21 protein-coding genes and 1 other annotated feature are annotated in these 25917 nt (G+C 41.6%); of the genes, 4 read left to right on the plus strand and 17 right to left on the minus strand.

Features of this window, described 5'->3' with window-relative positions:
* Genes IGI38_RS09060 through IGI38_RS09070 form a run of 3 tightly spaced genes read right to left on the minus strand, consistent with a single transcriptional unit; the run spans window position 1 to window position 7436 of the window.
* Window positions 1–3180 (minus strand): SNF2 helicase associated domain-containing protein, encoded by a 3180-nt coding sequence (locus IGI38_RS09060; RefSeq protein WP_438728999.1) that lies wholly within the window; start codon window positions 3178–3180, stop codon window positions 1–3.
* On the minus strand, window positions 3181–6303 hold the full coding sequence (locus tag IGI38_RS09065; protein ID WP_438729001.1) for an AAA family ATPase: 3123 nt from the start codon (window positions 6301–6303) through the stop codon (window positions 3181–3183). It lies immediately after the preceding gene.
* Entirely contained in the window at window positions 6303–7436 is a 1134-nt protein-coding gene (locus IGI38_RS09070; protein ID WP_438729003.1) for an exonuclease SbcCD subunit D, read from the minus strand. Before IGI38_RS09070 ends, IGI38_RS09065 begins: the two co-directional genes overlap by 1 nt.
* A 306-nt stretch (window positions 7437–7742) precedes the next feature.
* Here IGI38_RS09070 and IGI38_RS09075 point away from each other — a divergent pair, with 306 nt between their 5' ends.
* Window positions 7743–8471 (plus strand): DUF554 domain-containing protein, encoded by a 729-nt coding sequence (locus tag IGI38_RS09075; protein WP_438729005.1) that lies wholly within the window; start codon window positions 7743–7745, stop codon window positions 8469–8471.
* 55 nt (window positions 8472–8526) lie between these two features.
* Here the strand turns inward: IGI38_RS09075 and IGI38_RS09080 are convergent, their stop codons facing one another.
* Window positions 8527–9156 carry a lysophospholipid acyltransferase family protein gene (locus IGI38_RS09080; protein WP_438729007.1) on the minus strand — a complete coding sequence of 210 codons (630 nt, stop codon included), beginning with the start codon at window positions 9154–9156 and terminating at the stop codon, window positions 8527–8529.
* A gap of 75 nt (window positions 9157–9231) precedes the next feature.
* Here IGI38_RS09080 and IGI38_RS09085 point away from each other — a divergent pair, with 75 nt between their 5' ends.
* Together IGI38_RS09085 and IGI38_RS09090 are read left to right on the plus strand one after the other, a co-directional pair.
* Window positions 9232–9966, plus strand: a complete 735-nt coding sequence (locus IGI38_RS09085) for a tRNA1(Val) (adenine(37)-N6)-methyltransferase (protein WP_438729009.1) — start codon at window positions 9232–9234, stop codon at window positions 9964–9966.
* Window positions 9956–10231 carry a GIY-YIG nuclease family protein gene (locus IGI38_RS09090; protein ID WP_438729011.1) on the plus strand — a complete coding sequence of 92 codons (276 nt, stop codon included), beginning with the start codon at window positions 9956–9958 and terminating at the stop codon, window positions 10229–10231. The genes IGI38_RS09085 and IGI38_RS09090 overlap by 11 nt, the downstream gene beginning before the upstream one ends.
* Window positions 10232–10255: 24 nt before the next feature.
* Here the strand turns inward: IGI38_RS09090 and IGI38_RS09095 are convergent, their stop codons facing one another.
* The 4 genes from IGI38_RS09095 to hisS all read right to left on the minus strand — a co-directional run bounded on the left by IGI38_RS09095 (window position 10256) and on the right by hisS (window position 17060).
* Complete coding sequence (locus IGI38_RS09095; RefSeq protein WP_438729013.1) at window positions 10256–12139, minus strand: acyltransferase family protein; 1884 nt, start codon at window positions 12137–12139, stop codon at window positions 10256–10258.
* 751 nt (window positions 12140–12890) lie between these two features.
* Window positions 12891–13769, minus strand: coding sequence for a YitT family protein (locus IGI38_RS09100; RefSeq protein WP_438730393.1), 879 nt, complete (start codon window positions 13767–13769; stop codon window positions 12891–12893).
* 162 nt (window positions 13770–13931) lie between these two features.
* Window positions 13932–15704 carry an aspartate--tRNA ligase gene (gene aspS / locus IGI38_RS09105; protein ID WP_438729015.1) on the minus strand — a complete coding sequence of 591 codons (1773 nt, stop codon included), beginning with the start codon at window positions 15702–15704 and terminating at the stop codon, window positions 13932–13934.
* Between the two features lie 57 nt (window positions 15705–15761).
* Window positions 15762–17060, minus strand: coding sequence for a histidine--tRNA ligase (gene hisS / locus IGI38_RS09110; protein ID WP_438729017.1), 1299 nt, complete (start codon window positions 17058–17060; stop codon window positions 15762–15764).
* A gap of 230 nt (window positions 17061–17290) precedes the next feature.
* Window positions 17291–17498: a binding site (T-box leader), on the minus strand.
* Between the two features lie 175 nt (window positions 17499–17673).
* Here hisS and IGI38_RS09115 point away from each other — a divergent pair.
* Window positions 17674–18609: an aldo/keto reductase gene (locus IGI38_RS09115; RefSeq protein WP_438729019.1), complete on the plus strand. Its 936-nt coding sequence runs from the start codon at window positions 17674–17676 to the stop codon at window positions 18607–18609.
* A gap of 398 nt (window positions 18610–19007) precedes the next feature.
* On the opposite strand, the gene IGI38_RS09120 is transcribed toward IGI38_RS09115, so the two are convergent.
* From IGI38_RS09120 to IGI38_RS09160, 9 genes are all read right to left on the minus strand, one after another.
* Window positions 19008–19535 carry an STM3941 family protein gene (locus IGI38_RS09120; protein WP_438729021.1) on the minus strand — a complete coding sequence of 176 codons (528 nt, stop codon included), beginning with the start codon at window positions 19533–19535 and terminating at the stop codon, window positions 19008–19010.
* 500 nt (window positions 19536–20035) lie between these two features.
* Complete coding sequence (locus IGI38_RS09125) at window positions 20036–21703, minus strand: DUF3114 domain-containing protein (protein ID WP_438729023.1); 1668 nt, start codon at window positions 21701–21703, stop codon at window positions 20036–20038.
* The gene (locus IGI38_RS09130) at window positions 21693–22055 is read right to left on the minus strand and encodes a DUF3958 family protein (protein WP_438729025.1); all 363 of its coding nucleotides are present in this window, start codon (window positions 22053–22055) and stop codon (window positions 21693–21695) included. The genes IGI38_RS09125 and IGI38_RS09130 overlap by 11 nt, the downstream gene beginning before the upstream one ends.
* Window positions 22052–22330 carry a TIGR04197 family type VII secretion effector gene (locus IGI38_RS09135; RefSeq protein ID WP_438729027.1) on the minus strand — a complete coding sequence of 93 codons (279 nt, stop codon included), beginning with the start codon at window positions 22328–22330 and terminating at the stop codon, window positions 22052–22054. Before IGI38_RS09135 ends, IGI38_RS09130 begins: the two co-directional genes overlap by 4 nt.
* Before the next feature lie 60 nt (window positions 22331–22390).
* Window positions 22391–22687: a WXG100 family type VII secretion target gene (locus IGI38_RS09140; RefSeq protein WP_438729029.1), complete on the minus strand. Its 297-nt coding sequence runs from the start codon at window positions 22685–22687 to the stop codon at window positions 22391–22393.
* Window positions 22688–23273: 586 nt separating this feature from the next.
* On the minus strand, window positions 23274–23765 hold the full coding sequence (locus tag IGI38_RS09145; RefSeq protein ID WP_438729031.1) for an AraC family transcriptional regulator: 492 nt from the start codon (window positions 23763–23765) through the stop codon (window positions 23274–23276).
* A 38-nt stretch (window positions 23766–23803) separates the two neighbouring features.
* Entirely contained in the window at window positions 23804–24217 is a 414-nt protein-coding gene (locus tag IGI38_RS09150) for a helix-turn-helix transcriptional regulator (RefSeq protein ID WP_438729033.1), read from the minus strand.
* A 147-nt stretch (window positions 24218–24364) separates the two neighbouring features.
* Entirely contained in the window at window positions 24365–24853 is a 489-nt protein-coding gene (locus IGI38_RS09155; protein WP_438729035.1) for a prolyl-tRNA synthetase associated domain-containing protein, read from the minus strand.
* Between the two features lie 88 nt (window positions 24854–24941).
* Window positions 24942–25904, minus strand: a complete 963-nt coding sequence (locus tag IGI38_RS09160; RefSeq protein ID WP_438729037.1) for a D-2-hydroxyacid dehydrogenase — start codon at window positions 25902–25904, stop codon at window positions 24942–24944.
* Between the last annotated feature and the right edge of the window lie 13 nt (window positions 25905–25917).

Consider the following 25917-nt stretch of genomic DNA (forward strand, 5'->3'; position numbering starts at 1 on the left):
TTATTCACCTAAACTTAAAATCATACGAATATCGTCTTCAGTAAGTTTATTCGTTTGTTCTTCATTGCCTTGAATAACTTTTTGGAACAGCTCGCGTTTTTCTTGCTGCAGTTGATTCATACGTTCCTCGATCGTTCCTTCAGCAATCATACGCCAAACCTCCACAACCTTCTTCTGACCGATCCGGTGCGCCCTACCTGCTGCTTGTTCCTCTACTGCGGGGTTCCACCACAAATCATACAAGATAACAGTATCTGCTCCAGTCAAGTTCAACCCAGTACCGCCGGCTTTCAAGGAAATCAAGAAGACATCTTTTTCTCCCGCATTGAAGGCATCGACCATTTTCAGACGATCAGAGACTTTCGTACTGCCTCTTAGATAAAAGCTGGAAACACCTTCCTCAGCAAATTCCTGCTCCATAATGGAAAGCATACTCGTGAATTGCGAGAATAGTAGCACACGTCTGCCGTTTTCCTTCGCCGCATGGATTAAATCCTTCACTTGCTCCAGTTTACCTGAGCCGCCCTCATAGCCTTCCATGAAAAGACGTGGATCATCACAGATTTGGCGCAAGCGCGTCAATCCCGCCAAAATACTTACACGCTGTTTACGGAATGTTGCAGAGTCCATTTGATCGACTTCCTGCCGCATTCGTTTGAGGTACGCTAAGTAAACGGTCTTCTGTTCTTCAGTCAAGCTGCTCAATACATTGGATTCGATCCGTTCCGGCAATTCCTGCAAGACCGTATCCTTATCACGACGTAAGACGAACGGCTGGATCATTTTGGCAATTTCTGGGACAGCCATTTGACGGAAACGTCCGATAGGTGGGAAAAATCCTGGCATAACCGTTTGGAACAATGACCATAATTCTTCCAGATTGTTCTCGATCGGTGTCCCGCTTAAAGCAAAACGATGCGGAATCGATAAATTTCTGAGTGCGCTGGATGTTTTCGTTGAAGCATTTTTGACCATTTGCGCTTCATCGAGGATCATATACTGATACCCCATTTTATCATGCAGATCAATATCCTGACGCAAACTAGCATACGAGGTAATCACGATTTCTCCAGCATCAGCGAGTAATTGCTCCCGTTCGCTGCGATTTCCAGAAACAACAATCGACTCAAGACTAGGGGCGAATTTTCTGATCTCCGCCTGCCAGTTATAAACTAAACTTGCTGGCGTCACGATCAGTGCCTTGATCGGCTGCTGCGCTTTTTCAGCTAAAAGGAACGTGATAACCTGGATTGTCTTCCCAAGTCCCATTTCATCAGCCAAGATTCCGCCAAAGCCATAGTCGCTCAACATTTTCAACCAGCGGAAGCCCGCTTCCTGATAAGGCCGCAATGTTGCTTGAAGATTGTCGGGCATAGCAACCTGATACTCTTCTGGATTTGTTAAATCTTGAACCATCGCAGTAAAGCTTTCACTAAATTGCGCCTGCGGATTATCCTTCAACCGCTGCTCCAGCATAATTCCCTGACTCTTCGGTAAACGAATCAGACCATTTTTAGCGCTGATTCGTTCCCGCAGCTGACCAATCATTTCACTGGTTTGCTGGAAAGCCTCTGAATCGAAGGATAAAACTTCCCCATTCTCCAACGTATAGAAACGATCTTTACGCAACAACCCATTCAAGACTTGATCGATCTCGTTGTCCTTGATACCAGTCACATCAAACTTGATATCTAACCATGAGCCTTCTTGACTAACCTCAAGCATTGGTTGGAATTCTTCGCCATCTAAGAAAAGCTGACGCAGCTTCTTGCCCATTCGTACTTCAGCGTATCGTCTAAACTCCTCTACCTCGACTTTAAAGAAGTAATAGAGATTATCTTTGATCGGTAATTTTTTCTCAAAACCAGTATCGATTTTTTGGTAGCGATACGTGTTAAAAAGATCCAAAATTTGTTTTTCTTTTTTGCGATCACGTAAAATCTCGACATTATTCGGTAATTTAGGCTGGTGAGCTTCATTAGTAGAGAAGTAGGCATTGCCGTAATGAAACTCTGCTTCCGCTTTGACCATCCCTTTTATTTTTCGGAAAATCACTACTGCACGCAACGGCTCTTCCTTCATGATCTCCGCTACATCCTCTGATACGATCACGCGACCAATTTTACGCAAGTAAGGGAAAACTTCGGTGAATAGTTGAGAAAGCTGCCGTTGCTCATAAGCAATGACCGGTTCTTTTAACCGTTTCATTAATTGCTTCAACGTGATATACGTATCCTGCTGCTCATGTGTCATTAAATAGTAAGAATTTTCCACAAAGCCCAAGAAATAATTACTATAGTAATTAGTGAAAACGTCCTCGATGGTCAAACCAAAATCATTTTCTCCGCGCTTCTCTAAGGTGAAGGATAATGGTAACTCTTGGCCCTCGTGAACTTCCGAATAGGTTTTATCCCCTAAAATGACACTTAAATTACCAGTCTTTTCCATCGCTTCTAATAATTCTTGAATCCGATGAACTGGCAATAAAAGATAACGCTTGTCTAACTTCCCTTTGACCTGCAGTCCCGCTTTACCCAATAACTGGTATGTTTCGCTGACACCGACTAAATCCTCGATCAAATCACGGCATTTAGGATCAAACGCTCCGGCTTCGATTTGGAATTTGTATTGTTTATTGACGGTATAAGGCGAATCTGTTTGGTAAGCGTGAAGAAAGTCGTACAAATTTTTTACGATATAGCTGCGCTTACTCAAATTACTGCCGATCCGCAAGGAAACAGCCAGTACATCCAATTCCGTGTGGTACGGATTCGTCGGGATCGCTTCGACTATGAATTCAACAAATAGCGATTGCAGCGGTTCTGCTTCTTTTGCCAAGCGTGAGAAGCCTTGGTTCAATAGATCCGCAAAAGAAACGCTGCTCTCCATTTTCTTCGGCAAGATTGTTTCAGGTTTGATTACACGAGACAGTCCCTTTTCTCGCAAATACAATTCGACTGCTACCGTGTGTTTGCAATACCCATGTTCTTCCCAATAAGGGCATGCACAAATATCATTTTCTTTCCCGCTGCCATCTAAGTCAACCAGATAAAGTTCACTGCCTAATACTTCACCATGCCAAACACGTCGAGCAGGGTCCGCCTCAACGGATAAGACCCGTCCCTCTTTTAAGTAGGTTCTGCCGCGTTCAATCACTTTTTCTGGAATACTCCATCTCATTTACGTTTCACTCCATCCTTCTAGCTGGTAACGAATGCTGCTGCGTCCTGTTCCGCTAGTTTCCACAATTATTTGTTGTGGGATACGCTCTTTCAATTCTCTTACGTGACTGATAATACCGATCATCCGCCCCGCACTTTCAATGCCCTCCAACGCTTCCATCGCCATTTCTAACGCTTCTTCGTCTAATGAGCCAAAGCCCTCATCAATGAACAGCGCTTCAATAGCAACTCCGCCAGCTTGGTTCTGGATGACTTCAGCTAATCCTAATGCCAATGACAGCGCAGCGATGAAACTTTCACCGCCTGATAAGGTATGTGAACTGCGGGTTGCTCCGGCATTGTCATCGTAGACATTTATCTCTAATCCAGTATTTCCTTTGGAACGACCCGTTTCCTGCTTCAGCTCGAAACGATAACGTCCCTTCGTCAACTGGTTCAGTTGTTGATTGGCACTTTGCAGTACCTCCGCTAAATACCATTGTAATACATAACGCTCTAAACTGATTTTTTGCGGGTTGTCACCATTCATGGTTTGATACAGCTGGATCATTTGGCTTAGCTCCGCCAACTGATCCTTGCTTTGTTCCTGCAAGGCTTCGATCTTTTCGACCAGTTCACGCTGCTGCTGCAATTGATTCTCTTTAGCATAATGCTGCTGTTGACATTGGTTGACCTCGGCCTCTTTTTCCGCTAACAGATTTTGCAGCGGCTCCAGTTCGGGCTCTTGCTGATCTTTTATTGATTCCGTCAATCGTTCTTGGCGATCTTTTAAGACCAAGAGTTCTTGGTCAAAAGCTGTAATCACTTTTTCCAATTGTGCTAGTTCAAGCGGCGGTGCTGCGAATGCTTCGATCGTCAGTTCAGCTTCAGCCAATTGTTCTTGCAGCTGCTCGTGGTACTTTTTGAGATTATCAGCCGTTTCTTGCTGCTGTTTCGCTAGAAGCTTTTGATTTTCTTGTAGACGAATCCGTTGCTGTTCAGTTTCTTTCATTAACTCCTGATGCGCCTGCAGCTGTTCACGATAGTTTTTTAGACTCTCTGTTAATTCGTTGATGCGTATTTCTAAACTCGTCAGTTGCCAATCGGCCGTTTGTTCTTCTAAGCTGGCTAGCCGTCCATCCAATGTCTGAATCTCAGCTTTTACAGCATTTAAACTCGTTTCGATCTCATTTTTCTTCGCTTGATCTTTTGAAATCTCTAACGTCAGCTGCTGCAGCATTTGATTGATTTCTGCGATCTCAGCTAAATTCTGCGCTGTCTCGCCTTGCCGCTTATCGAGAAATGCCTTTAATTCTGCTAGATCGACCGGCACTTCTGTCTGGTAATAGTCTTCAAATTTGTTTTGACACTCTTCGATCTGCTGTTTAAGTGATTCCTGAGCAGCTAATCGTTCATGTTGCAATTGATCAAAAGCTTTCATCGCAACATCATAACGAGCTTCCGTTTGTTCACGGATCAACTCCAGCTGTTTGATACGCGCTTCCTGTGTTTCTAACGCAACCTGTAATTGTCCTAAGTTATCAGTTGATAATTCTGCGTGCTCCGCTGGATTCGGATGCTCCTTCGAACCGCAGACCGGACAAGCTTCTCCCGGCAGCAGATCCATACTCAAACGAGCGATCTCAGCGGCAGCCCACTGGCTCTTTAATTTTTTATAAGCCGCGGTCTCACTCGTCAGCTGATTACTAGTTCTGCTGGCTTTCTCTACTAACTGAGCCAGCTTGATCTGTTGTTCCTCTTCTTCTTCCTGCTGATCAAAAATTTGTTTGTCAAGTTCTTGCAGGTGAACCAGCCTTTGTTGAAATTGCAGTTCTTCATAACGACGGTCCTGCCAAACTTTCTCAGTACCGCTCTTAGCCGCCAAATCCTTCTGCTCTTCTTCACGCCCGCTGATTTGCTGGATTATTTGTGTGATCTGTGTCTGCTGTTGGGTTTGTTTTTCTGTTAAGGCATCCTTTTGCTCTAACAACTGTTCCTTTTGTTTGACTAAAGGCAAAAAGGATTCTAAGTGCTGCAGCTCTTTTTCTTTCCCCTGCCATTCAGAACTATTTTGCTCAAAAGCTGCGGATTTTTTCTGACAATCCGCATATCGCAGCTCTAATTCTGCTGAAAGCTGCTCATTTTTGGCAACTTCCTGAATTTGCTGCGCTTGGTGTACAGTTAATTCCTGGACCCGATCATAAGCAGGTCGGATTTTTTCAATTTTTTGAGCATTGACAAAACGTCGCCTATTTTCCTCTTGTTCAGGCAGACGCTCTTCTAATTTCGAAAGCTGCTGCTGCGTTTCTTGAGCCTGTTGGAATTTATCTGCTAGCTCTTGCGCTTTTTGAAGATTATTCTGCATAACTTTTTGCTCAGATAATTTTTCAGTAAGCGTATTCTGACTTTTTATTAGTTCCTGCTCTTCCGCTGCTAAATATTCTTTCGCAAGACTTAGCGATTCCTCATAGGTCACGCCTTTTTCGCTGACCACCTGCTGGAACAATTGATCAATTCTGGTGGTCAGCTCACTGACCGCCTTCTCCAGCTCGATTTTTTGAGACTTTAAATCCTCCGTGAAATTACGATAAACATTCGTTCCAAACAAACTACGCAGAACGGTTTCTTTTTCTGTACTGTTCGCGTTTAGAAAGGTCCGGAACTCTCCTTGCGGCAGCATCACGATTTGACGAAACTGATCCTTTTGCAGATGCAGAATCTGATAGATCACTTCATTCACCGCGTCTACCTTCGTATAGGCCTCCGCCTCCTGTCCCGCATCGTTAAAAATACTCAATTGAACCTTTTGATTTTTCGTTGTCTCGCCTTTGCCGTTTTTCTTCGCCAGCGTTTGTTTTGGCCAACGCTCGATAGAATAGTGACGCCCTTGATGTTCAAACAGGAATTGAACCCGCGTTTCTTCAGTCGGCTCAGCGAAGGATGAGCGAATTTCATTCGACGAACGAACACCGCCAGAGGCATCACCGTATAAGGCAAAAGTGATCGCATCAAAAATCGTCGTTTTTCCTGCACCCGTTTTTCCGCTGATCAAAAATAATGGGGCTTCGGACATTTCTTCAAAGTCGACCTCTTCATGCAGAAACGGACCAAAATTTTCCATAATGATTTTTTTGGGAAGCATCAGTTTGCGCCTCCTTTTTTAAGAATCGTATGTAGCCCATCTTCAATCCATTTTTTTTGTTTCGGAGTCAACTCATTTTGCGACACCTCAGTAAAGAAATCTTCCGTCAAAGTAATTGGCGACTTCTCTTTAATATTTTCTGTTTTCAAACGCGTTTCGACCGCCGTTTCAAATCCGTTCGCCCGCTCAACCTGAATGATCCGCGGATAAACTTGCCGTAGCTGGTTCATAAGATTCGGAATTACCGCGCGATCTTCTAGTAAAATCGATAAATAATCCTCACGATCGATCTTAGAATAGAACGTCGGGTCCAGTAATTCTGCAAAACTAGCCTGTACTTCTTGAATCTCATGAAGCGGTGCCAATTCGCGAAAAGAAAACTCGCTGGTCTCTGTATCCACGATCCATACACCTTTTGTCTGATCTTTTTCCGACAAAGAATACTTCAATGGTGATCCACTGTAGCGAGCGTTCTCCATTTTCAACGCCTCTTTGCCATGAAGATGCCCTAAGGCAACATAATCAAAATCCTTCAGCAGAATGCCGTTGATCCCATCAAGTCCTCCTACTTCAATCTTCGTTTCAGAGTCTGTCTTACTGCTGCCGGCAACAAAAAAGTGACTGACTAGAATATGTCTTTTCGTTGGATCAAAGTTGTCCTGAATTTTCTCAATTACCCGCGGCATCGCATCCTTAATCGTACGCAAATCAGGATCTTCAAAATAGATGCGCGCATCAACAGGTTCGAAATATGGCAAAAGAAAAAATTGTGTGTCTTTCATTTCAATCGGAGTAAAGGCTTCCTGTAAACGAGTGTGAAGATGATATTTTGCTTGATTGAACCATGGCGCGCCTGTTGCTAATCGCGTGGCACTGTCGTGATTGCCAGAGATTGCTAATAAAGGGAGTTGTTCTGTTAAATTCCAATCTGCAATCGTTTGATTTAATAACCGAACACTATCCTCGGAAGGAACTGAGCGGTCATATAAGTCGCCAGCGATCACGATGGCCTCTACCGCCTCATCCTGTGCGATTTTTTTTATTTGATCAAGAATATATGCTTGATCTGGCAACAAATCATAACCATGGAGTTTTTTTCCGATATGCCAGTCAGCCGTATGTAAAACTTTCATTGATCCACCCTTTTCCAAATTTAGTCCTTCCCAAAAGTATAACACGATTCCTCATTTTTTTCTGCTCAGCAAGTGGATGTCATACCATAAAAGTCTTTCCCTTCAAAGGTTTTTACGCTACGATTATTAAGTGACCAAAAATTAAAGCCCGCTCCACGTCGTCAATCCAACTTTAATTTTTATCGAATACAAACTAAAAACGGATTCTTTTACAGGAAATCAATGAAATACGTTGTTGGAGAAGAATCTGGCTTAAACATCAATTGTACCAAATAAGGAGATTAACAAGAAAAAGGAGGCGTTTTTTTGCCAGTTGGTATTATTATTAATTCGTTTTCGATTATTATCGGGGGCCTATTGGGCGGTTTCTTAGGACACCTGCTCTCTGAGGATTTTAAAGAACAGATTACATTGATTTTTGGCGTTTGTTCAATGGCGATGGGCATTCCCAGTATCAGTCAAATGGCGAACATGCCTGCGGTGATCCTAGCGATTATTTTAGGCACATCATTGGGCTTGCTTTTACAATTCAATCAGAAGATCAATTCAGCTGCTACGTTGATGCAAAAGCCGCTTGAAAAATTCCCAAAGCAAGAGCTGACCTTATCCTACGACGAGTACATGAGTACACTTGTAACGATCATCGTGCTCTTTTGTGCTAGCGGAACGGGTATTTTCGGCAGTCTGACTGAAGGAATGACTGGCGATCATACGATTTTGATCGCAAAATCAATTTTAGATTTCTTCACTGCGGCGATCTTTGCCTGCAATATCGGCTATGTCGTCTCTATGATCGCGATCCCGCAATTCATTATCTTTTTTAGTTTATTTTTGTTTGCGACCGTCATTTTCCCTTTAACAACACCAGCAATGATTCTAGATTTTAAGGCTTGCGGCGGTTTTTTGATGCTGGCAACGGGATTTCGGATGATCAAGGTCAAGATGTTCCCTACTGCTGATATGATTCCGGCGATGCTATTCGTGATGCCCATCAGCTGGATCTGGACAACCTGGATCATCCCGCTATTAGGATAAAAAAACTGTAGACAATAACCTCAAGGCGAGGTTCGTCTACAGTCTGAAGCGCTGATTACTCAGCGTTTTTTTCTTTGGCGATATAATTATAATTCGGATCAATCTCATGGTCTAGCTGATCAAAAGCTCCTTGAACACGACGCTCTACTTCCGCCAACCCTTCCTTGTCCATTTTTTTGATATCCGAAACATCGATAGGATCTCCAAAACGAATAATCACCGGTGTCCGTTTAAACAATTGTGAGAATTTCGTCGGACCTTGATAAACAGAAGGTACGATTGGTTTCTTCGACAAACGTGAGATCAAGGCCATCCCGCCCTTTAGGTCTGACGAGTGACGCGTTCCGCTTGGAAACATGATCAAACTCTTATCAGATTCCTTCAGCATTTTGATTGGTCGTTTTACGACACTTGGCCCTGGCTTATCACGATCGACAGGAAAAGCATTCAAGTGAACAAGGATAAATCGTAAAACGGGATTTTTAAATAGTTCTGCTTTGGCTAAAAAACTAAACTGTTTCGGTGAAGCGGCCAAAGCTAAGTAAAAAGGGTCCCACCACGTACGGTGAGGAGCAACGAGAATATAATTCCCTTCTGGCAACTTTTCTCGATTTTGGTATTGAGCATTGCCGTTAATAACAGCTAGTAATACTCGAACGATTGCGCGAATGAATTTAAAAAACATTTTTTCTTCCTTTCAGTTAACTAACTAAACGTAGTATAATACAACGGTATGATTTTTTTAAGGGGGCTAAAGAAATTGTTAAAAAAAGGTGAACGAATCGATCAACTCTACGCGGAGGATATCCAAATCATCCAAAGCTCAGAAGTCTTTTCTTTTTCCATCGATGCGGTCTTGTTAGCAAATTTCGCCCGTGTCCCGAAACGCGGCAAAATCATCGATCTCTGTGCTGGAAATGGCGCGATCGGCCTTTTTTTAAGTCGTAAAACAACTGCTGCCATCGATCAGATCGAACTGCAGCCGCGCTTGGCTGATATGGGGCAGCGCAGTATTGCCTTGAATCATTTGGAAGAGCAGCTGACGATGCATGAATTAGACCTGAAAAATACCTTTGACGTCTTTAGAGCGGACTCTGCGGATCTCGTCGTTTGTAATCCGCCTTACTTCAAAGAACTGCCGACTAGTCAAAAGAACCCGAATCCACATTTGGCTATTGCTCGTCATGAGATTCACGCAACCTTGGAAGATGTCGTCAGCGTTTCAGCGAAACTACTAAAAATGAACGGCCGTTTCGCGATGGTTCATCGGCCCGACCGCTTTCTGGAAATCGTGGATTGTTTGCGAGCGAATCGCATTGCGCCGAAGCGAATCCAATTCGTCTATCCAAAACCAGGGAAAGAGGCCAACACACTGCTGATCGAAGGAATCAAAGACGGCAAAAGCGAAGGCTTGCGCTTTCTTCCTCCATTATATACTTATGATCAATCTGGTAGCTACTCTGCCGACTTACAGGAGATGCTTTATGGCAACTGATCAATTCTTTTACGTTTTACTTTGCAAAGACCAAAGCTTTTACGGCGGCTACACGACTGACCTGGCACGCCGCCTGACGGAACATAACGCTGGAACGGGGGCAAAATATACCCATCCTCAAAGTCGCCGCCCTGTCCAAATGATTCATGCCGAACGCTTTGAAACGCGAAGCGAGGCAACCAAAGCTGAATCAGCTTTCAAAAAATTACCCCGCAGACGGAAAGAAAAATATCTGCTGGATAATCAAGCAAAAAACGTTTTGTGATCACTCACAAAACGTTTTTTGCTTTTATACACCCTTTAAAATTTCTTTTGCGATCAGGTGGCAATAATGAATCGAACCGACATCGTTCGGATGGACTTGATCATCATAGAACCAATCTGGATTCGCATTACTAAAATCATACCAATTGATCAAATGAACATTCTTATAATCTTTCGAAGCTGCCTCTAAATTCGCGTTCACATCATTTTGCCAACGACGAGTTGGAACATGTGTGTTGATGACAAAGACTTTTCGTTCATTTCCCAAAACATTCATGATTTGAGCAAAGTCATCTTTCCCAAACGCTCCGTTCGTTCCCAAACTTAACAAGACCGTATCGTTCAGCTCGTCTTTATCTTTCAAGGCTTGCAGCAGTGGCGCACTATCCTTCAACTGCCGCCCCACTTCACCGTCAACGACCATTTTAGGGAAGATCTCAGTCAGCCCTTTCGATCCAGCCAACAGAACAGAGTCTCCAAAGGCAGTCACCTTTAGATTTTTGGCCTTAGTTATTTCACGATTGCTAAGATCGTATTTTTCCGCCAAGCTTTTCGGCGCCTCCGTACTGCTGGTTGTTTCCTCTGATTGCGCAGTTCCATCGGTCGCCTCACTTGCCGACGGCGGTGTTTCTGTCTTGTTCGCAGCTTTTTTATTTTGCTCAATTTGCTTCTGCAAAGCCTGTTGATTCGCATCCACGCTATTTGTCGGTGCGATGATTATACCGATTACCGCGATAAAAGTGAGTAAACTAGAAATGATAAACCCAATTTTTCTGCGGCTTTTGATTGGCGCCCAGAAAGATTTCTTGAGCGAAGCAAACGTCTTGCGGTAATTGAACACACGCAGCGGTTTTTCAATATAACGATAAGACAATTCTGTAACGAAAAGAATCAAAATAATTTCCATGATCGTATGAAGGAACATATGATTTGCCACATTTACCTTCGCTTCATAAAAGATCATCACAGGAAATTGATAAAGATAGATCCCATAGCTGCGTTTTCCAATCCAAGTAAAAACAGGGTTGGTCAACCAGCGATTCCAGCTAGCTCCCGGATGAGCCGTGATGGCGACTAATACGACACTTATGATACTTACTAGGAACATTCCGCCATAATAAACAAACGATAAGTCGTCTCGCATGAAAACAAAGGCCAAAATCAATAATACTAATGAACCTAGCCCGATCCCGTTCAATATTTTTTTCGCTTGCGGCGGAATCTGTGCTTTCAAACGCGTACTCGGCCAGATAAATGCCAAAGCGCCGCCTAATAATATTGAGAACAAGCGTGTGTCTGTCCCATAATATACACGAGTAGGATCTTGCCCAGGAACAAACAATACCGCCATCAAAATAGCTGAAAAAAGTGCCGCTCCCAAAATCCCAAGGAATACTTTTCCTTTATTCTTCACCAGTTTCATCAATAAAACAAAAACGATCGGCCAAAAAATGTAATTTTGAGTTTCTACCGCCAACGACCAAATATGGGTAAACGGAGATTCGCCAGAAAAGCGATCAAAGTAGGACATCCCATGATTGATCTGCCACCAATTATTCACATAGAACAAGCTGCTGATGACGTTGCCTCGTAAATTGTTCAAAAGATTTCTTTGGAACAATGTTATGTATGCCGAAGCCCCAACCAGCATCGTAACCAGTGCCGGATACAGACGTTTCATCCGCCGATAATAAAACTGTTTGATATCAATCCGGCCTGTCTGCTTCCATTCCTGCAATAATAAATCTGTGATCAAATATCCTGAGACCACAAAAAAAACAGGAACCCCTAGGTACCCGCCACGCATTTGCGCAGGCATCAAATGATATAAAATTACGCCGATTACTGCTAAGGAACGAATCCCGTCAAATCCAGTAATATAGCGACTATGCTTTAGTCTTTTTCCCATAATTTTACTTTCCAACTTTGCTATAGAGTAATCAAATTAACTATACGGATAAATCTGGCAAACTGCAACATTTTCTCAATAAAAAAAGTATTTCCTAAATATTTGAGTTTTTTTCTTGCTAAATATTGATGAGAATGCCTTATGTAGCTAGCTCCTATTTGAGGATATCCTTGTTAGAAGCCATGGAAAATAAGGTTATTTTTGTGGGTAAACGATTCTTTTACTCTTGCTGAAATTGGACATCGAACTGGCAGCTAGCTCTTATTAGGGGATTCATTTTTCTAAAAAACAGAAAAATGAGTTTTATTTTCGTTTCGCATACGATCCAACTAAATAACCTATTCACCAATTCATGGAAATCAATATTTTCCCGTTCAAACTTCAAAAGACTGCGAAAAGTTGGACTCGCAGCTAGTTCAGTTTAAGGAACTCATTTTTCCAAAAGCAGGAAAAATGAATATGATTTTCACTGCGCATATCATTATGCTAAACAGCCTGTTCGATTTATATGTAAAAATCTATAATTGCAGGGTCACACTTAATAAACTGCGAAAAGCATAACTGACAGCTAGCTCGCTTTAAGGAATTCATTTTTCCAAAAACAGAAAAATGAATATGATTTTCACTGCGCATATCATTATGCTAAACAGTTTGTTCGATTTATATGTAAAAATCTATAATTGCAGGGTCACACTTAATAAACTGCGAAAAGCATAACTGACAAAAAAAGCTGAGACGGGGTGTCCCAGCTTTAATCCATAGATTCTTCGTAAAAACGACCCATGATCCGTACGTTTTCTGAGATACTTACAAAGGCATCAGGATCGTTTTCCCGCATGATTGATTCTAATACCGGCAATTCAAACCGGGTAACGACCGTAAATAGCACAGTCTGCTTGTCATGCTTGTAGGCGCCTTCTGCTTCATTGATGATCGTGATCCCGCGACGCATCTGATCTTGAATACCATTAATCACCCGCTCTGGGCATTTAGTCACGATCATTACTTGCATTTTGCGTTGTTTCGTATAAAGCGCATCGGTTAATTTCCCGCTCATAAAGATCGCCAGCGCTGAATAAAACATGTATTGCCAGCTAAATAAAATCCCCGCCATCAACATGATTATGACGTTAAAAATAATGGAGATCGATCCAACAGAGGTCCCTGTCCGTTTACGAATCGTAATACTCAAAATATCCAAGCCGCCGGAGGACAAGCCGTTTTTCAAGGCAAAACCGATTCCGACACCCATGATCGCTCCGCCAAAGATCGCACAGATGATCGGGTCCGTCGTCAAGGTCGTCTGCGGAATAATATGAATGAAAAACGATGTTAAGAAAACTGTGATGAAGGTGAAAATCGTAAACTTATGACCAATCTTGAACCAAGCCAAGAAAAATAATGGCACGTTGATCAAAAATAAAGTAATCGATACTGGTACGGTGAAGCCAACCACGCGATGCGACAACGTTGTAAGGATTTGCGCAAAACCGGTAGCTCCGCTGGAATAAATGTGTCCTGGCTGGTAAAAAAAGTTTACGGCAATCGCCGCCAAAAATGCATAAACAACTGCGACAGATAATCGGGTGGCGTAATCGTGGTGGGGCCACTCCTCTATCTTCTTTTTCATCATGTCATGTCCGCCTCATTTCAAAATTTCACTCACATTATACTATTTTCATGAAAAAAAGAAAGCACCTGCCATAGCGGCAGGCACTTCTCTTAGTATATTCTTAGAGTTAAGGAAAAAATTTAGCGGAATTCGAGTAAGCAACCCGCTATGAAAACGTTTCTACTCCTCGATGTCAGTTACATTGATATTCAACTCATAAAGCTGTAATGGTGAAACTGTACTTGGCGCATCAGACATTGGATCTGCCGCTTTACCATTCTTAGGAAAGGCGATAACTTCACGGATATTATCTTCGCCTGCTAACAACATCGCAAAACGATCCAGCCCAAGAGCGATTCCGCCGATTGGAGGGAAACCATAATCCAGCGCTTCTAATAGGAAGCCGAATTGTTCATTGGCACTTTCCCGAGTGAAGCCTAATGTTTCAAAGACTTGCTCTTGTAATTCACGGGTATTGATACGCAATGACCCGCCGCCTAATTCATAGCCGTTCAAGACGATATCATACGCTTGCGCGTACACTTTTTCAGGATGCTCCTTCAAGTTTGCGATATCTTTTTCCATCGGCATCGTGAATGGATGATGAGCAGAAACGTAACGTCCCAACTCTTGGTCAAATTCAAACTGCGGCCAATCAACAACCCATAGGTAGTCGAAACGATCTTCATCGATCAAACCAAGTTCTTTTCCAACTTTCGAACGAACCGCGCCTAAAGCGGTCACAGCAGTTAAGAATTGATCCGCTGCGAACATTAGCACATCTCCTGCTTCCGCATTCGTGGCTTTCTTCAAGTCATCGCTGACACCGCCCATGAATTTCGCGATCGGTCCAGTTAATTCACCATTTTCGTCCACTTTGATCCAAGCCATACCTTTTGCACCGAATTGTCCGACGAATTGGCCTAAACGATCCAATTCTTTACGTGAGTATTTATCCGCTGCACCTTTTGCGTTCAACGCTTTAACGACGCCGCCGTTATCAGAAGCCATACGGAATACTTTAAAGTCAGTCGCAGCAGCGATATCCGTCACATCAATCAATTCCATATCGAAACGCGTGTCGGGTTTATCAGAACCATAACGTTCCATCGCATCATCCCAAGTGATTCGTGGGAATGGCAAGGTTACTTCAACGCCACGCACATCTTTCATGACTTGTGCGATCATCGCTTCAGTGTATTCTTGAATCTCTTCAGCGGTTAAGAAGCTTGTTTCAATATCGATCTGAGTAAATTCTGGCTGACGGTCGCCACGTAAATCTTCATCACGGAAGCAACGAACGATTTGATAGTAACGGTCAAATCCAGCAGTCATTAATAATTGCTTCAAAATTTGCGGTGATTGCGGCAAGGCATAAAAATGTCCAGCATGCACACGTGAAGGAACTAGATAGTCACGAGCACCTTCTGGCGTAGATTTAGCCAAATAAGGTGTTTCAATATCTAGAAAATCATTGTCATCTAAGAAACGGCGAACCGATTGTGTCAAACGATGACGCATCATCATGTTTTGAGCCATTTTCGGACGACGCAAGTCCATATAACGGTATTTCAAGCGAACTTCATCGCTGATATTTTGATCGTCTTCGATTGAGAACGGCGGTGTTTTCGCACTGTTCAGAATCGTGATATCTTCACCTTTGACTTCATAATCTCCGGTTGACATTTTTTTGTTTACGGCACCTGGATCGCGGCGAATGACCGTTCCAGTGATTTCAACCACAAACTCGCTACGGCATTGGTCCGCAACTTCCCAAGCTGTTTTTGATTCTTCTGGATTGAAGACCACCTGTACAACACCTTCACGATCACGCAGATCGATAAAGATCAAACCGCCCAAGTCGCGGCGTTTTTGTACCCACCCTTTTAATGTTACTTTTTGATCCAAATACTCTTCGGACACTCGTCCGCAATAGACAGTACGTCTAGCCATTTTTTTCATTCCTCCATTTATTTAAGTAATCTACTTTATAAGTAAGATTTATTTCGTTTAATCAAGCTTCGGCATGGTCATTTCATCATAGATTGCCGCAAAGTCTTCATAGATTGCTGCCAACGGAAATGCTTTTTCCTCCCGAGTCGCTGAATCCTTCACATTGATCACACCATTTGCCAATTCGTCTTCACCTAAAGTAAGGACAAGCTTCGCTCCTTCTTTGTCGGCGGTTTTAAATTGGGCTTTGGCTTTTCGCCCTAAAAAGTCACGATCAGCAGAAAAACCAAATCCGCGAATCGCCTGAACAACTTTCAAGCTTTCCATATTCGTCGCTTCGCCAAGTCCAACGACATATGCATCTAGACTAGCTGCACTTGGAATCAGAACATTTTCTTGCTCCAACGTTAATAGAATGCGTTCGATTCCCATCGCAAAACCAATCCCCGGTGTTTCCGGCCCGCCAAGTTCTTCTACTAAGCCGTCATAACGTCCGCCGCCGCAAATCGTTGTCTGAGCACCCATTCCCGGCGCGTCGCTCATGATTTCGAAGATCGTGTGATTGTAATAATCCAACCCGCGAACCATCCGGTGATCGATTTCGTAAGCAATATCCAGGTATTCCAACGTCTTGGTAACACCCTCAAAATATTCTTTTGCATAGTCGCTCAAATAGTCTAAGATGCTTGGAGCATCTGCAACGATTGGTTGATCTTTACGATCTTTACTATCTAGTACCCGCAGTGGATTTTCATGTAAACGACGACGTGAATCTTCGCTCAACTCTTCTTCATGGGCTTCAAGATAAGTGATCAACGCTTGACGGTAGTTCGCTCGTGTTTCCTTATCACCCAATGTATTGATCACCAAACGCAATTGATTGATCCCTAATTGCTTGAAGAAATCCATCGCCATCGCCATCACTTCTACATCTAAGCTTGGATTTTCACTACCAAAGGCTTCCACACCGATTTGATGAAATTGGCGCAAACGGCCTTTTTGTGGACGTTCATAACGGAACATCGGTCCAGTATAGAAAACCTTGTAAGGCTTCTTGAATTCTGGTCCGAATAATTTATTTTCAACATATGCTCGTACAATCGGAGCGGTACCTTCTGGGCGAAGGGTCACATGACGCTCGCCTTTATCGTAAAAATCATACATTTCCTTCGATACGATATCTGTGGTATCCCCTACACTACGAGCAATCACTTCATAGTGTTCAAAAATCGGTGTGCGGATCTCTTGATATTGATAATCGTTGAAGACTAAGCGGGCAGTCTCTTCGACAAATTGCCATTTTTCGCTTTCTCCCGGTAAAATATCATTAGTCCCTTTTGGTCGCTGATAACTCATGGTTAATCTCCTTTTTCGTATTAATGTATTTAATTTGTATAAAATCTGGTCTGCTGACTCGTTTTAAAATGGAAGTTCATTTTTCTAAAAACCAGAAAAATGATTTTATCCTCGTACGCATATGATTCTGCTAGATGGCTTGCTCTTTACTCTAGTCAGAATTCAACAACCTCAACTCAAAATTTAAGAACTGCGAAAAGCAGAACTCACAAAAAGCCCTTGTTCGTTTGAACAAGGGCGAAAGTCGTCGCGGTACCACCTATTTTTTAAAAGAGTCATCCTCTTTTTCTCTAGCAATTAACGCTTGCGTAACGGAGCGGCTTTGCACGCGCTCATCTCCAGACTGTCTTTCAATTACTTTTCACGAAATTGCTTTCAGCCATGGCAATTTTTTCTGTACGTTTTTTTGTAATTTACTAGTTCCTTCATAGATATTTCATTGATGTTTTTATCTCTTATTAAGCTACTAAAAAAAGCCGTGAAAGTCAAGTGATTTCCCGACTATATAGAAAGAATGAAAAAGAATAGTCGCTTTTTTTCACACTTTATTTTAAACTTAAAAAAGAATAACTGTTTCTTTAATAAAACGGGAGAAGTAAGGAGCGAATGCTATATGACAGATGTAAGAATTGGAAAATCACGAGTCTATGCAAGTGACTTAGGCTTAGGAACAAACGCTGTGGGCGGGCACAATCTTTACCCGAACTTGACCGATGAGATCGGCAAGGAGGTTGTACGCACCGCGATCAACAGCGGAATCACCTTATTGGATACGGCTTTTTCTTACGGCCGCGGCCGTTCGGAGGAATTGATTGGTGAAGTCTTGCAGGAACCAGAATTTGACCGCTCACGCGTGATCGTGGCGACCAAGGCTGCTCATGACATGCAGCAGGATGGAAAATTCAACAACTCTCCTGAATTTCTACGTAATGCAGTAGAAGCAGCACTTCAAAGACTGCAAACCGATTATATCGATATTTTCTACATTCATTTTCCAGATGAGGCAACTCCGAAAAATGAAGCCGTTGCTGCTTTGCATCAATTAAAAGAAGAAGGCAAGATTCGTGCGATCGGCGTATCGAACTTTTCATTAGAACAATTAAAGGAAGCCAATCAAGACGGTTACGTTGATATCGTCGAAGAACGATTCAGCTTGATCCATCGCGAACATGAAAATGAACTATTCCCTTACCTAGAAGCGAATAATATCAGCTTTGTTCCCTACTATCCATTAGACTCTGGACTGTTGACTGGAAAATACAGTGAAGAAGCACAATTCGATGACAGCGATCTTCGCAGCAAAAATCCAGATTTCAAGGGCGACCGCTTCACTGAGATCATCAGAAAAGTCGATCAATTGAAACCGATCGCTGCTGATTATGACGCGTCAGTGACCCAATTGGTCTTAGCTTGGTATATGAAGCATCCGCAAATCGATGTGGTCATTCCTGGCGCAAAACGTCCAGACCAAGTCGAAGCCAATGCCAAAGCCGTTGATATTCGCTTATCTAATGAAGACTTTGACAAAATCGATCAACTCTTTAAATAGAAGAAACACACTATTCTAGTTAGTTACTAAGAAAAATAAGCCGACTAACCGTTATTGGTTGATCGGCTTATTTCTAGTTCAACTATCATCAATGGAATCACTATCTATTCTTACGAGACCATTTATTTAATTCCTCAACTAGCTCATACCGGAAACTGGTTAGAGGGGGGAGTTCCATGGTTATGATCGGTGACTAATCGTTTCGCGTTTTTTATCGCTTTAAAGCAAGCATTATTGAATTGCTGAGCTTGAAAACTATCTTTATCAAACACACACCACACTTCGTCATGAATATCTGTTGTTTTATCAATATTTATTGCGTTTTAAAAACCAATAAATATTTAATTCTTATTAGATTTTATCCTACTGCAGCCAACACCTAACATTTATTATCTAACTCATTCTTCTTTGACAGTATCTTCAATAAAACTATTCATTTTTGAAATCAATTGATCATCGTTACACGACTTTGCACTTTGAAGAGTTATATTGATTTCCCCAAACCCCATTTTTACGTTTGCAGCTATTGCCTTTCTCTGTAAAGAAGATATACCAGATAAAACTTGTTCCGGTTCTTTTAGATATACTGAAACAAACGATTGATTGACCATACTTTTATTTTCAATTTTGTCTATCTCTTCCCACAAGATCAGTTGGTCTTTTGTCGCAAGAGCACTACTATAATCATAGAATCCTGCATCTGTTAAAACAACTAATTTCTTCCCTAAGAAGACTTTTTTCACTATGTATAGTTCACAAGCTCCGAAAAATAAGAAACCTATTATGCCTATTACCATAAATAGATACTTAGTCTCAACTATTCCTGCAATTAATATAAAAAAACTTGCAAGTACCATAAGTATGCCTAGGAATGACAGTCCAATTTGCTTACTCTTACTTTGATATACTACAAACTCTTTCTCCACTTTTTCACCTCAATATATTATTCGAATATAGAATAGTATACCAAAAAGCCCATCAACACGATGGACTTCTTAATCAACCGTAATGTCCTAATATCTACGGAAAGGACATCCACACGACTTCATCTCTGTAAAAGTAGATATGCCATTTCTCGGTATCAGAACTTTTTTTATCATACTTATAATCATATTCATAACAAATTATATCTTTCATTTGATCTAATATATCGTAGTAATAGTCTTTCTTTTCCCCATAAAATTCATTAAATAGATTAGGGTTCTCGCTAGACCATCTATCCGTAGAGGAATTGGAGTCCTCATCCATAAGATTTTTGACTTCTTCCTTATTCTTTACTATTTTTTGAGGTTCCCCAATCCTCGTCTTTATATTGCTAGTTGACATTCCTGCTCTAATTGACTTGAAATTTGATTCAGTTAATTTTTTTTCTGAGGAACAAGCTCCCAATGTCATTAAACAAATTAAAAAAACAAAGCATATTAACCTACTTCTGCTTCTCAGAATAGTCGTCTTTCTTATTATCAATTTTCGTCCAATCATATTCTCTATCATCTTTAGGCTCGTCCCAACTTTTCTTAATATTTTTTCTCAAAGAATAGTCATTTTTTGTAGACTTACTATCTAATCTATCATGTTCTTTATCGTTTTTGTTTCCATAATTATATGATTCTCCGTTCATAATTTGACTTTCAAAATTCTTCTGTGCTTCTGCTGTTGGATATTTCTTCTTGTAATACTCCCAATCTGTGATTACATTTCCGTTTTTATCTGTTTCTAAAACATTCCACTGACTTACAAATTTCCCATCATTATTTAAAATGAATTCGGAATGGAAATCAGGCGATGTACGTTTACGGTTTTCATTTCCCGGCGTGTAGCCTTCTGTTTTTAAGGACTTATTGTGTTTTCTTCCTTTTTCTGCAATCATTTTCTTACCATCAAGCTCAGTTAATGCGTATTGTCTTAAGGCCTCCTCATCGGAAACACCTTCACCATATTTGGTTCGTACATAATTAATGTTATTTCGATCGATATACATCCGCAATTGATGAACTCTAGCATCATCTAGCTCTTTGCCTGAATAAGCTTTTTGAACTGTTTTAGCCCATGTATTTAAAAATTCCGCGTGAGGAGGCATTTTTTCAAAAAGCTTGTGGCTACCAGTAAGCTGAAGTGCTCCATTTTCATCTATTCTTGCGCCTAACTGTTTTAGTACCATGTCAATTTTTCCTTGATCTGAATAGCCACAAGCTTCATACATTTTAGTGTACAAGTCAGAACCAACTAGCAGTGTTTGGCTATATAACTCCGCAATTTTTTCCATCGCCTCTGCCGCCGTTAATTCTCTTGTTTGTTTATTTGCTGCCTTGAAGTATTCTTCAATCGCTGATTTATCCCAACCATCCTCTACTCGTAAATCCTTTTCTTGCGCACGTAATTTCGTCAGATAGACTTGGTATTCTTCATCAGACATTTCTTTTGGTCGTTCTATTGCATATTTCTTTTCAAACTCTTTGTTCTCAATCGTTTCGGTCCACGACATGTCTTTCGGCACACTAAATGTTCCGGTACTTCCATTCCAACAAGTCCCCGCTTGTGATGCTCCTGCATTCACTGCTGATTCTAAGGCGGCAATCTCAGAAAAGATGGACGGCGAGGATGCATGAAACGCTTTTAATTTCTTTAATTTCTTATCTAGTTTCTTCTTCGCTTTTTTTTGACCATCTCTAACACTTTTGATCGACTTTAATACCATCTTCTTCACTGGGTCCGGCAGCGGGCTGCTTGAAACCTCTTGAATAATCGAATTAGCGGTATTGATCCCCTTCTGATATTGTTGGATCTGCTGCTCTAACTCAGAAGATTTCAAATCCGCGCTATCGACTTGTGATTGATAGTCATCTGGAAACTTCTGACACGCTTCTGCAACTGCCTCAGATAAAAGCATACCACCTTTTGACAAAGGAGATAAGACGGCTGAAAAATATTGTTTTGCAGAATCGTACGTTTTCCCCTGCAATTCCGCACTACTCATTACAAATTGATTAATCGCTTGTTGAAGCTCGTTATATCCTTGGATCTGTTTTTGACACATTGCTTTGACACTACTTGCTTGTGCTTGCGAACTGCTGACATACATATCAATACTCATTGCTTCTCTCCTCACTGTGAATAGCCTTTTTCTCTTTGACCAATGCTTGATTCTGTTCTTCTAATAATTGTTGCGTTCGTTTAATCTCTCGCTTCTCTTCTCCTAATGCTTCCATCGTTTTTCCCGCATCACGGGAAAAGAAGGAATAGAGTTCATCGAAATCACGACCGCCATCGTTCTTCCGAAATACTTCTCTTGTTTTTTGTAATAGCTGTTGCGTTTGTCGAAAATAAGTTCCAATCCCATCAGTCAATCGATCCGCCGATCGCTGACGCTCGTATAGCACCTCTTGGTTTCTTGTCACATCTTTTTGTTGCTTGTCAATTTCATTGATTCTCTTTTCAGTCATCATAATTTCTGCCTCGTGAACAACTCTTTTCCTGCTTGATCGATCGCTTCAAAATTTTTCGCTACACTATTGATATTACTAGAAGCACTGTTCACTGCTTCAGTGACTTTTTTCACTGCATTGATAGCCGATTTCACTGAATTTTGAGCGGATTTATTTCCTGCAACAGTTGTTTGCGGATCACTTGTCACTGTTCCGCTAGAGGTCAAACTACCTGCCGCGCTCTTTAACGCACTTGCTCGTTGTTGTGCCACACCTAGATTACTTTTTACTGCCATATCGAATACTCCTTTTGAAAAAAGCACCAGCACATAATGTACTGATGCTCTGTTTTGATATTAGTTTAAGCCAAATGATCCAGCATCTTGACGGTCACGTTCTGCCACCGTATCCGCGTATTTGTTTAACTGTCCGTGAATACTTTCCAACAGTTCTTCCATTTGTTTCACGTTTCCTTCCAACTGGCTATATTGTTCCAAATAAGCACGGAATGCTTCCCCTTGCCATTGTTGGGAAATCGTTTGATTCATTGAATTGACTTTACGAATCGCATCCTCAATTTGTTGTGACGCTTGTTGGTATACCTTCGCTTGTGATTTTAGCTGTTCGGGTGTGACTGTAATTGCTCCTGACATAAGAAAACTCCTCCATATAATAATTATTATCAATTAACTAAAAATATCATATTTGGATAGCGAAATACATAAAAATCCCTAATTGGTTACTTTTAGACCCAGAACGGTAATCACTAATTTGTATTTTCGTAATAAAATAAAAAAAAAGACCCACTAGCGCGATGAGCCTTCTAATCCTTAACAACTGGTTTTAAACCTTGTTTCTTTTCCAGCTACCAATTTTATGAGTAATATGTTTCTTTGATTTTTTCCATTAAACGTTCTCTGAACTCATCATCTTAAACGGGTCTACTTCACTTTTAGAATAAATGATCCCTTTTTCCAAAAGTATATTAAGGAGCCAATCATTTTGTATAACTCTGTTGCAATTGCTAAATTCATACATTCTTGGAAAGGATTCTCTTCTTTAAATGGTTCTGCATGAATCAATAAAATTTTTTATTTTCCCTGAAATTGTGTTGTGTATCTAATAATTCTATTCTCTGAGAAGAGCGACTCTATGAAACCTTCGCTATTGAATCTTTTTTCAGTAAACAGAAGAGAAACAGCCATGACAGAAGCTCGTCATGGCTTTAATTATGGAAAATCATAAAATTGGAATATAAATATCCGTTAGACTTTTATCTTTTAAATTTTTCGGCGGTTCAGTGATATACATTTCAAACGGAACGGCATCTCTTGGTTGCGCCTTGTCTTTAAAAAGCCACTCTTGATACATGTATTGCCACGCTTCGCCATACTGTTTACCAGACATCTCGAAGTGTCCAACACCAAATTTCCCCGAGATGCTCGCTTCGCAAATATTCCCCGCTTCAATGATTTTTGTCTCTTGTGCAATGGTCATCGCCACGCTCGTACGAAGATTATCCCCGTCAGTTATAAAAGGATTGTCGTTATACATGGTCAACACCTTTGTTTCGTCAGGAATAATCAGATCATTCTTTGTCGCAAAGTCGAACAACTCTTTGAATAATTTTCTGCTCTGTTTTCTAAATCCAGCATAACTTCCGCGATAACGGACATAGATAATTCTTTGATTTTCCAGCTCTTTTGTCGTGATACTCATTGGTTCAATCATAATAATCCTCCCTTTTCTTTCCGCTCTTACAGTCATTATTATTCCATGAACCACATGGCACTGCTTGACAATTCTTGCTGTTCTCGATACTTTTTCGGACTCATCCCAAAATGCTTCTTAAACGTTCGGCTAAAGGAACTTGAGTCATTATAGCCATAGTCCATCGCAATAGCTGTGATAGACAGCTTAGGATTAATACGCATAAAAATCGCTACTCGCTCTAGTTTAAATCGTGTCACAAATTCATTCACCGTTTCAGCGGAATATTTTTTAAAAATTCTATGGAAATGAAACTCTGACAAATTAGCGTGTCTAGCTAGATCACTTAACGAGATCGTTTCTTTTAAATGGTTTTCTACATAGTCTTCAGTTTTATTTATTAAACGAACGTAGGCTTCTCTAGAGATCGTATCTTTCTTCTGTTTCGTCACCTTATTATATCCTTTCCACATTTGCCAACAGGATCACCCACAAGCATCGGCTGTAGGTTTCTTTTCAGTTGAGAAAAGTATAACAAAATCCTTCATTCGATTACATGACAAAAAAGCATGACACGATTCATCATGCTTTATAGTGAAGCTGAATTTACTTGATTGAACTTAGAATTCTAGCACCGTCACTTGATTGCCTTGCTCTTTCACGATGTTAACTAAGTCTTCGGCCTTTAACCAGACTGTTGCGGTATTGTCATTCGGATGAACGCCAATAAGTCCTGGCTCTTCAAGAAAAGCAGCGTCAATAAAAAAGTGCACTTTGTGGTCAGAGTCATTCAAAATCCCAAAAGGACTGACGGCACCAGGGATTAATCCCATCACGTTCATTAAATCGTCCTCTGAAGAAAATGACAGCGGGCGTGTGTTGTTTTTCTTTCTGAACTCTTTCAGGTTCATTCTTTTATCGCCCTTAATGGTGATCAGATAAAAATTTCTCTTTTTATCATCACGGACAAATAAATTTTTCGCATCTGCTTCTGGATATGGCAGAGCAACCTCGGAGAGCTCCGCCATGTTATAAACAGCCTTATGCTCCGTCACTTCATGCCAAATATCCTTCTTACTAAGATAGTCCAAAACCTCATTTTTATTCATACAAACTCCTCCTAACAATCTGTAGTGATGACTATATAATTACAAAATCAACCGCGATGCTTATGGCAGCCTGACCACCTAATCTGCTCTAATTGACGACATTCTTCTCTTCGCCCGCCAAGAAAGCCGCGAAATTAGCCACTGCGATCCCCATTAACCGTTCCCGCGTTTCCAAGGGCCGCCACGCAATATGCGGCGTGATGAAACAATTCTTCGCCTTCAACAGAGGATTATCCGCTGCCATCGGTTCTTTCGAAACGACATCGAGACCCGCCGCGAAGATCTTGCCTGCATTTAAAGCTGTTGCAACAGCTGCCTCGTCCAGCAAACCGCCCCGTGCCGTATTTAATAAAATGACGCCCTCTTTCATTTTGGCGATCGATTCTTGATTGATCATCTCTTGAGTATCAGCCGTTTGCGGAACGTGCAGACTAATAATATCTGCTTGTTGGTAAAGCGTATCGATGGATACTTGCTGCGCCCATTCTGCTTGCGGTTCTTTTGGACGGTGATTCCAATAAATGACTTTCATATGAAACGCATGAGCGATTGCCGCAGTCGCCTGGGCAATCTCGCCGTAGCCGATCAAACCAAGCGTCTTTCCCTGCAATTCCATCAATGGTGTCTTTTGATACGTGAAGTCAACGCTGCGCTGCCACTCTCCTTGATGGACAGACGCATTATGCACACCGACTTGATTCGCGATCTCCAGCAAAAGCGCAAACGTAAACTGCGCCACCGCATCTGTTCCATATGCAGGAATATTCGTTACCGGAATATCACGCTTTCTAGCTGCCTCGATATCCACCACATTGTAACCTGTCGCGACCACACCGATATATTTCAGCTGCGGCACAGCCGCCAGGACTTCCTCATCAATCGGTGTCTTATTCGTGAGAATCGCTTCCGCATCCCCAATCCGGGCGATGATCTCCTTCTTATCCGTAAAAGACGTACGCTCGTAGACCGTTACTTTACCGAATTCTTCAAAACCCTTCCAGCTTAAATCGCCGGGATTTAACGCATAACCATCCAGTACAACAATCTTCATCATTAGCCTCCTC

This window comes from Enterococcus sp. AZ128, assembly GCF_051714485.1.
Lineage (GTDB): Bacteria > Bacillota > Bacilli > Lactobacillales > Enterococcaceae > Enterococcus_A.

Bases quoted from the DNA above. Each gene is read 5' to 3' on its own strand.
- IGI38_RS09060 (WP_438728999.1), bottom strand. From the start codon at position 3,180: ATGAGATGGAGTATTCCAGAAAAAGTGATTGAACGCGGCAGAACCTAC.
- IGI38_RS09065 (WP_438729001.1), bottom strand. From the start codon at position 6,303: ATGCTTCCCAAAAAAATCATTATGGAAAATTTTGGTCCGTTTCTGCAT.
- IGI38_RS09070 (WP_438729003.1), bottom strand. From the start codon at position 7,436: ATGAAAGTTTTACATACGGCTGACTGGCATATCGGAAAAAAACTCCAT.
- IGI38_RS09080 (WP_438729007.1), bottom strand. From the start codon at position 9,156: ATGTTTTTTAAATTCATTCGCGCAATCGTTCGAGTATTACTAGCTGTT.
- IGI38_RS09090 (WP_438729011.1), top strand. From the start codon at position 9,956: ATGGCAACTGATCAATTCTTTTACGTTTTACTTTGCAAAGACCAAAGC.
- IGI38_RS09095 (WP_438729013.1), bottom strand. From the start codon at position 12,139: ATGGGAAAAAGACTAAAGCATAGTCGCTATATTACTGGATTTGACGGG.
- IGI38_RS09100 (WP_438730393.1), bottom strand. From the start codon at position 13,769: ATGAAAAAGAAGATAGAGGAGTGGCCCCACCACGATTACGCCACCCGA.
- aspS (WP_438729015.1), bottom strand. From the start codon at position 15,704: ATGGCTAGACGTACTGTCTATTGCGGACGAGTGTCCGAAGAGTATTTG.
- hisS (WP_438729017.1), bottom strand. From the start codon at position 17,060: ATGAGTTATCAGCGACCAAAAGGGACTAATGATATTTTACCGGGAGAA.
- IGI38_RS09115 (WP_438729019.1), top strand. From the start codon at position 17,674: ATGACAGATGTAAGAATTGGAAAATCACGAGTCTATGCAAGTGACTTA.
- IGI38_RS09125 (WP_438729023.1), bottom strand. From the start codon at position 21,703: ATGAGTATTGATATGTATGTCAGCAGTTCGCAAGCACAAGCAAGTAGT.
- IGI38_RS09130 (WP_438729025.1), bottom strand. From the start codon at position 22,055: ATGATGACTGAAAAGAGAATCAATGAAATTGACAAGCAACAAAAAGAT.
- IGI38_RS09135 (WP_438729027.1), bottom strand. From the start codon at position 22,330: ATGGCAGTAAAAAGTAATCTAGGTGTGGCACAACAACGAGCAAGTGCG.
- IGI38_RS09140 (WP_438729029.1), bottom strand. From the start codon at position 22,687: ATGTCAGGAGCAATTACAGTCACACCCGAACAGCTAAAATCACAAGCG.
- IGI38_RS09145 (WP_438729031.1), bottom strand. From the start codon at position 23,765: ATGATTGAACCAATGAGTATCACGACAAAAGAGCTGGAAAATCAAAGA.
- IGI38_RS09150 (WP_438729033.1), bottom strand. From the start codon at position 24,217: ATGTGGAAAGGATATAATAAGGTGACGAAACAGAAGAAAGATACGATC.
- IGI38_RS09155 (WP_438729035.1), bottom strand. From the start codon at position 24,853: ATGAATAAAAATGAGGTTTTGGACTATCTTAGTAAGAAGGATATTTGG.
- IGI38_RS09160 (WP_438729037.1), bottom strand. From the start codon at position 25,904: ATGAAGATTGTTGTACTGGATGGTTATGCGTTAAATCCCGGCGATTTA.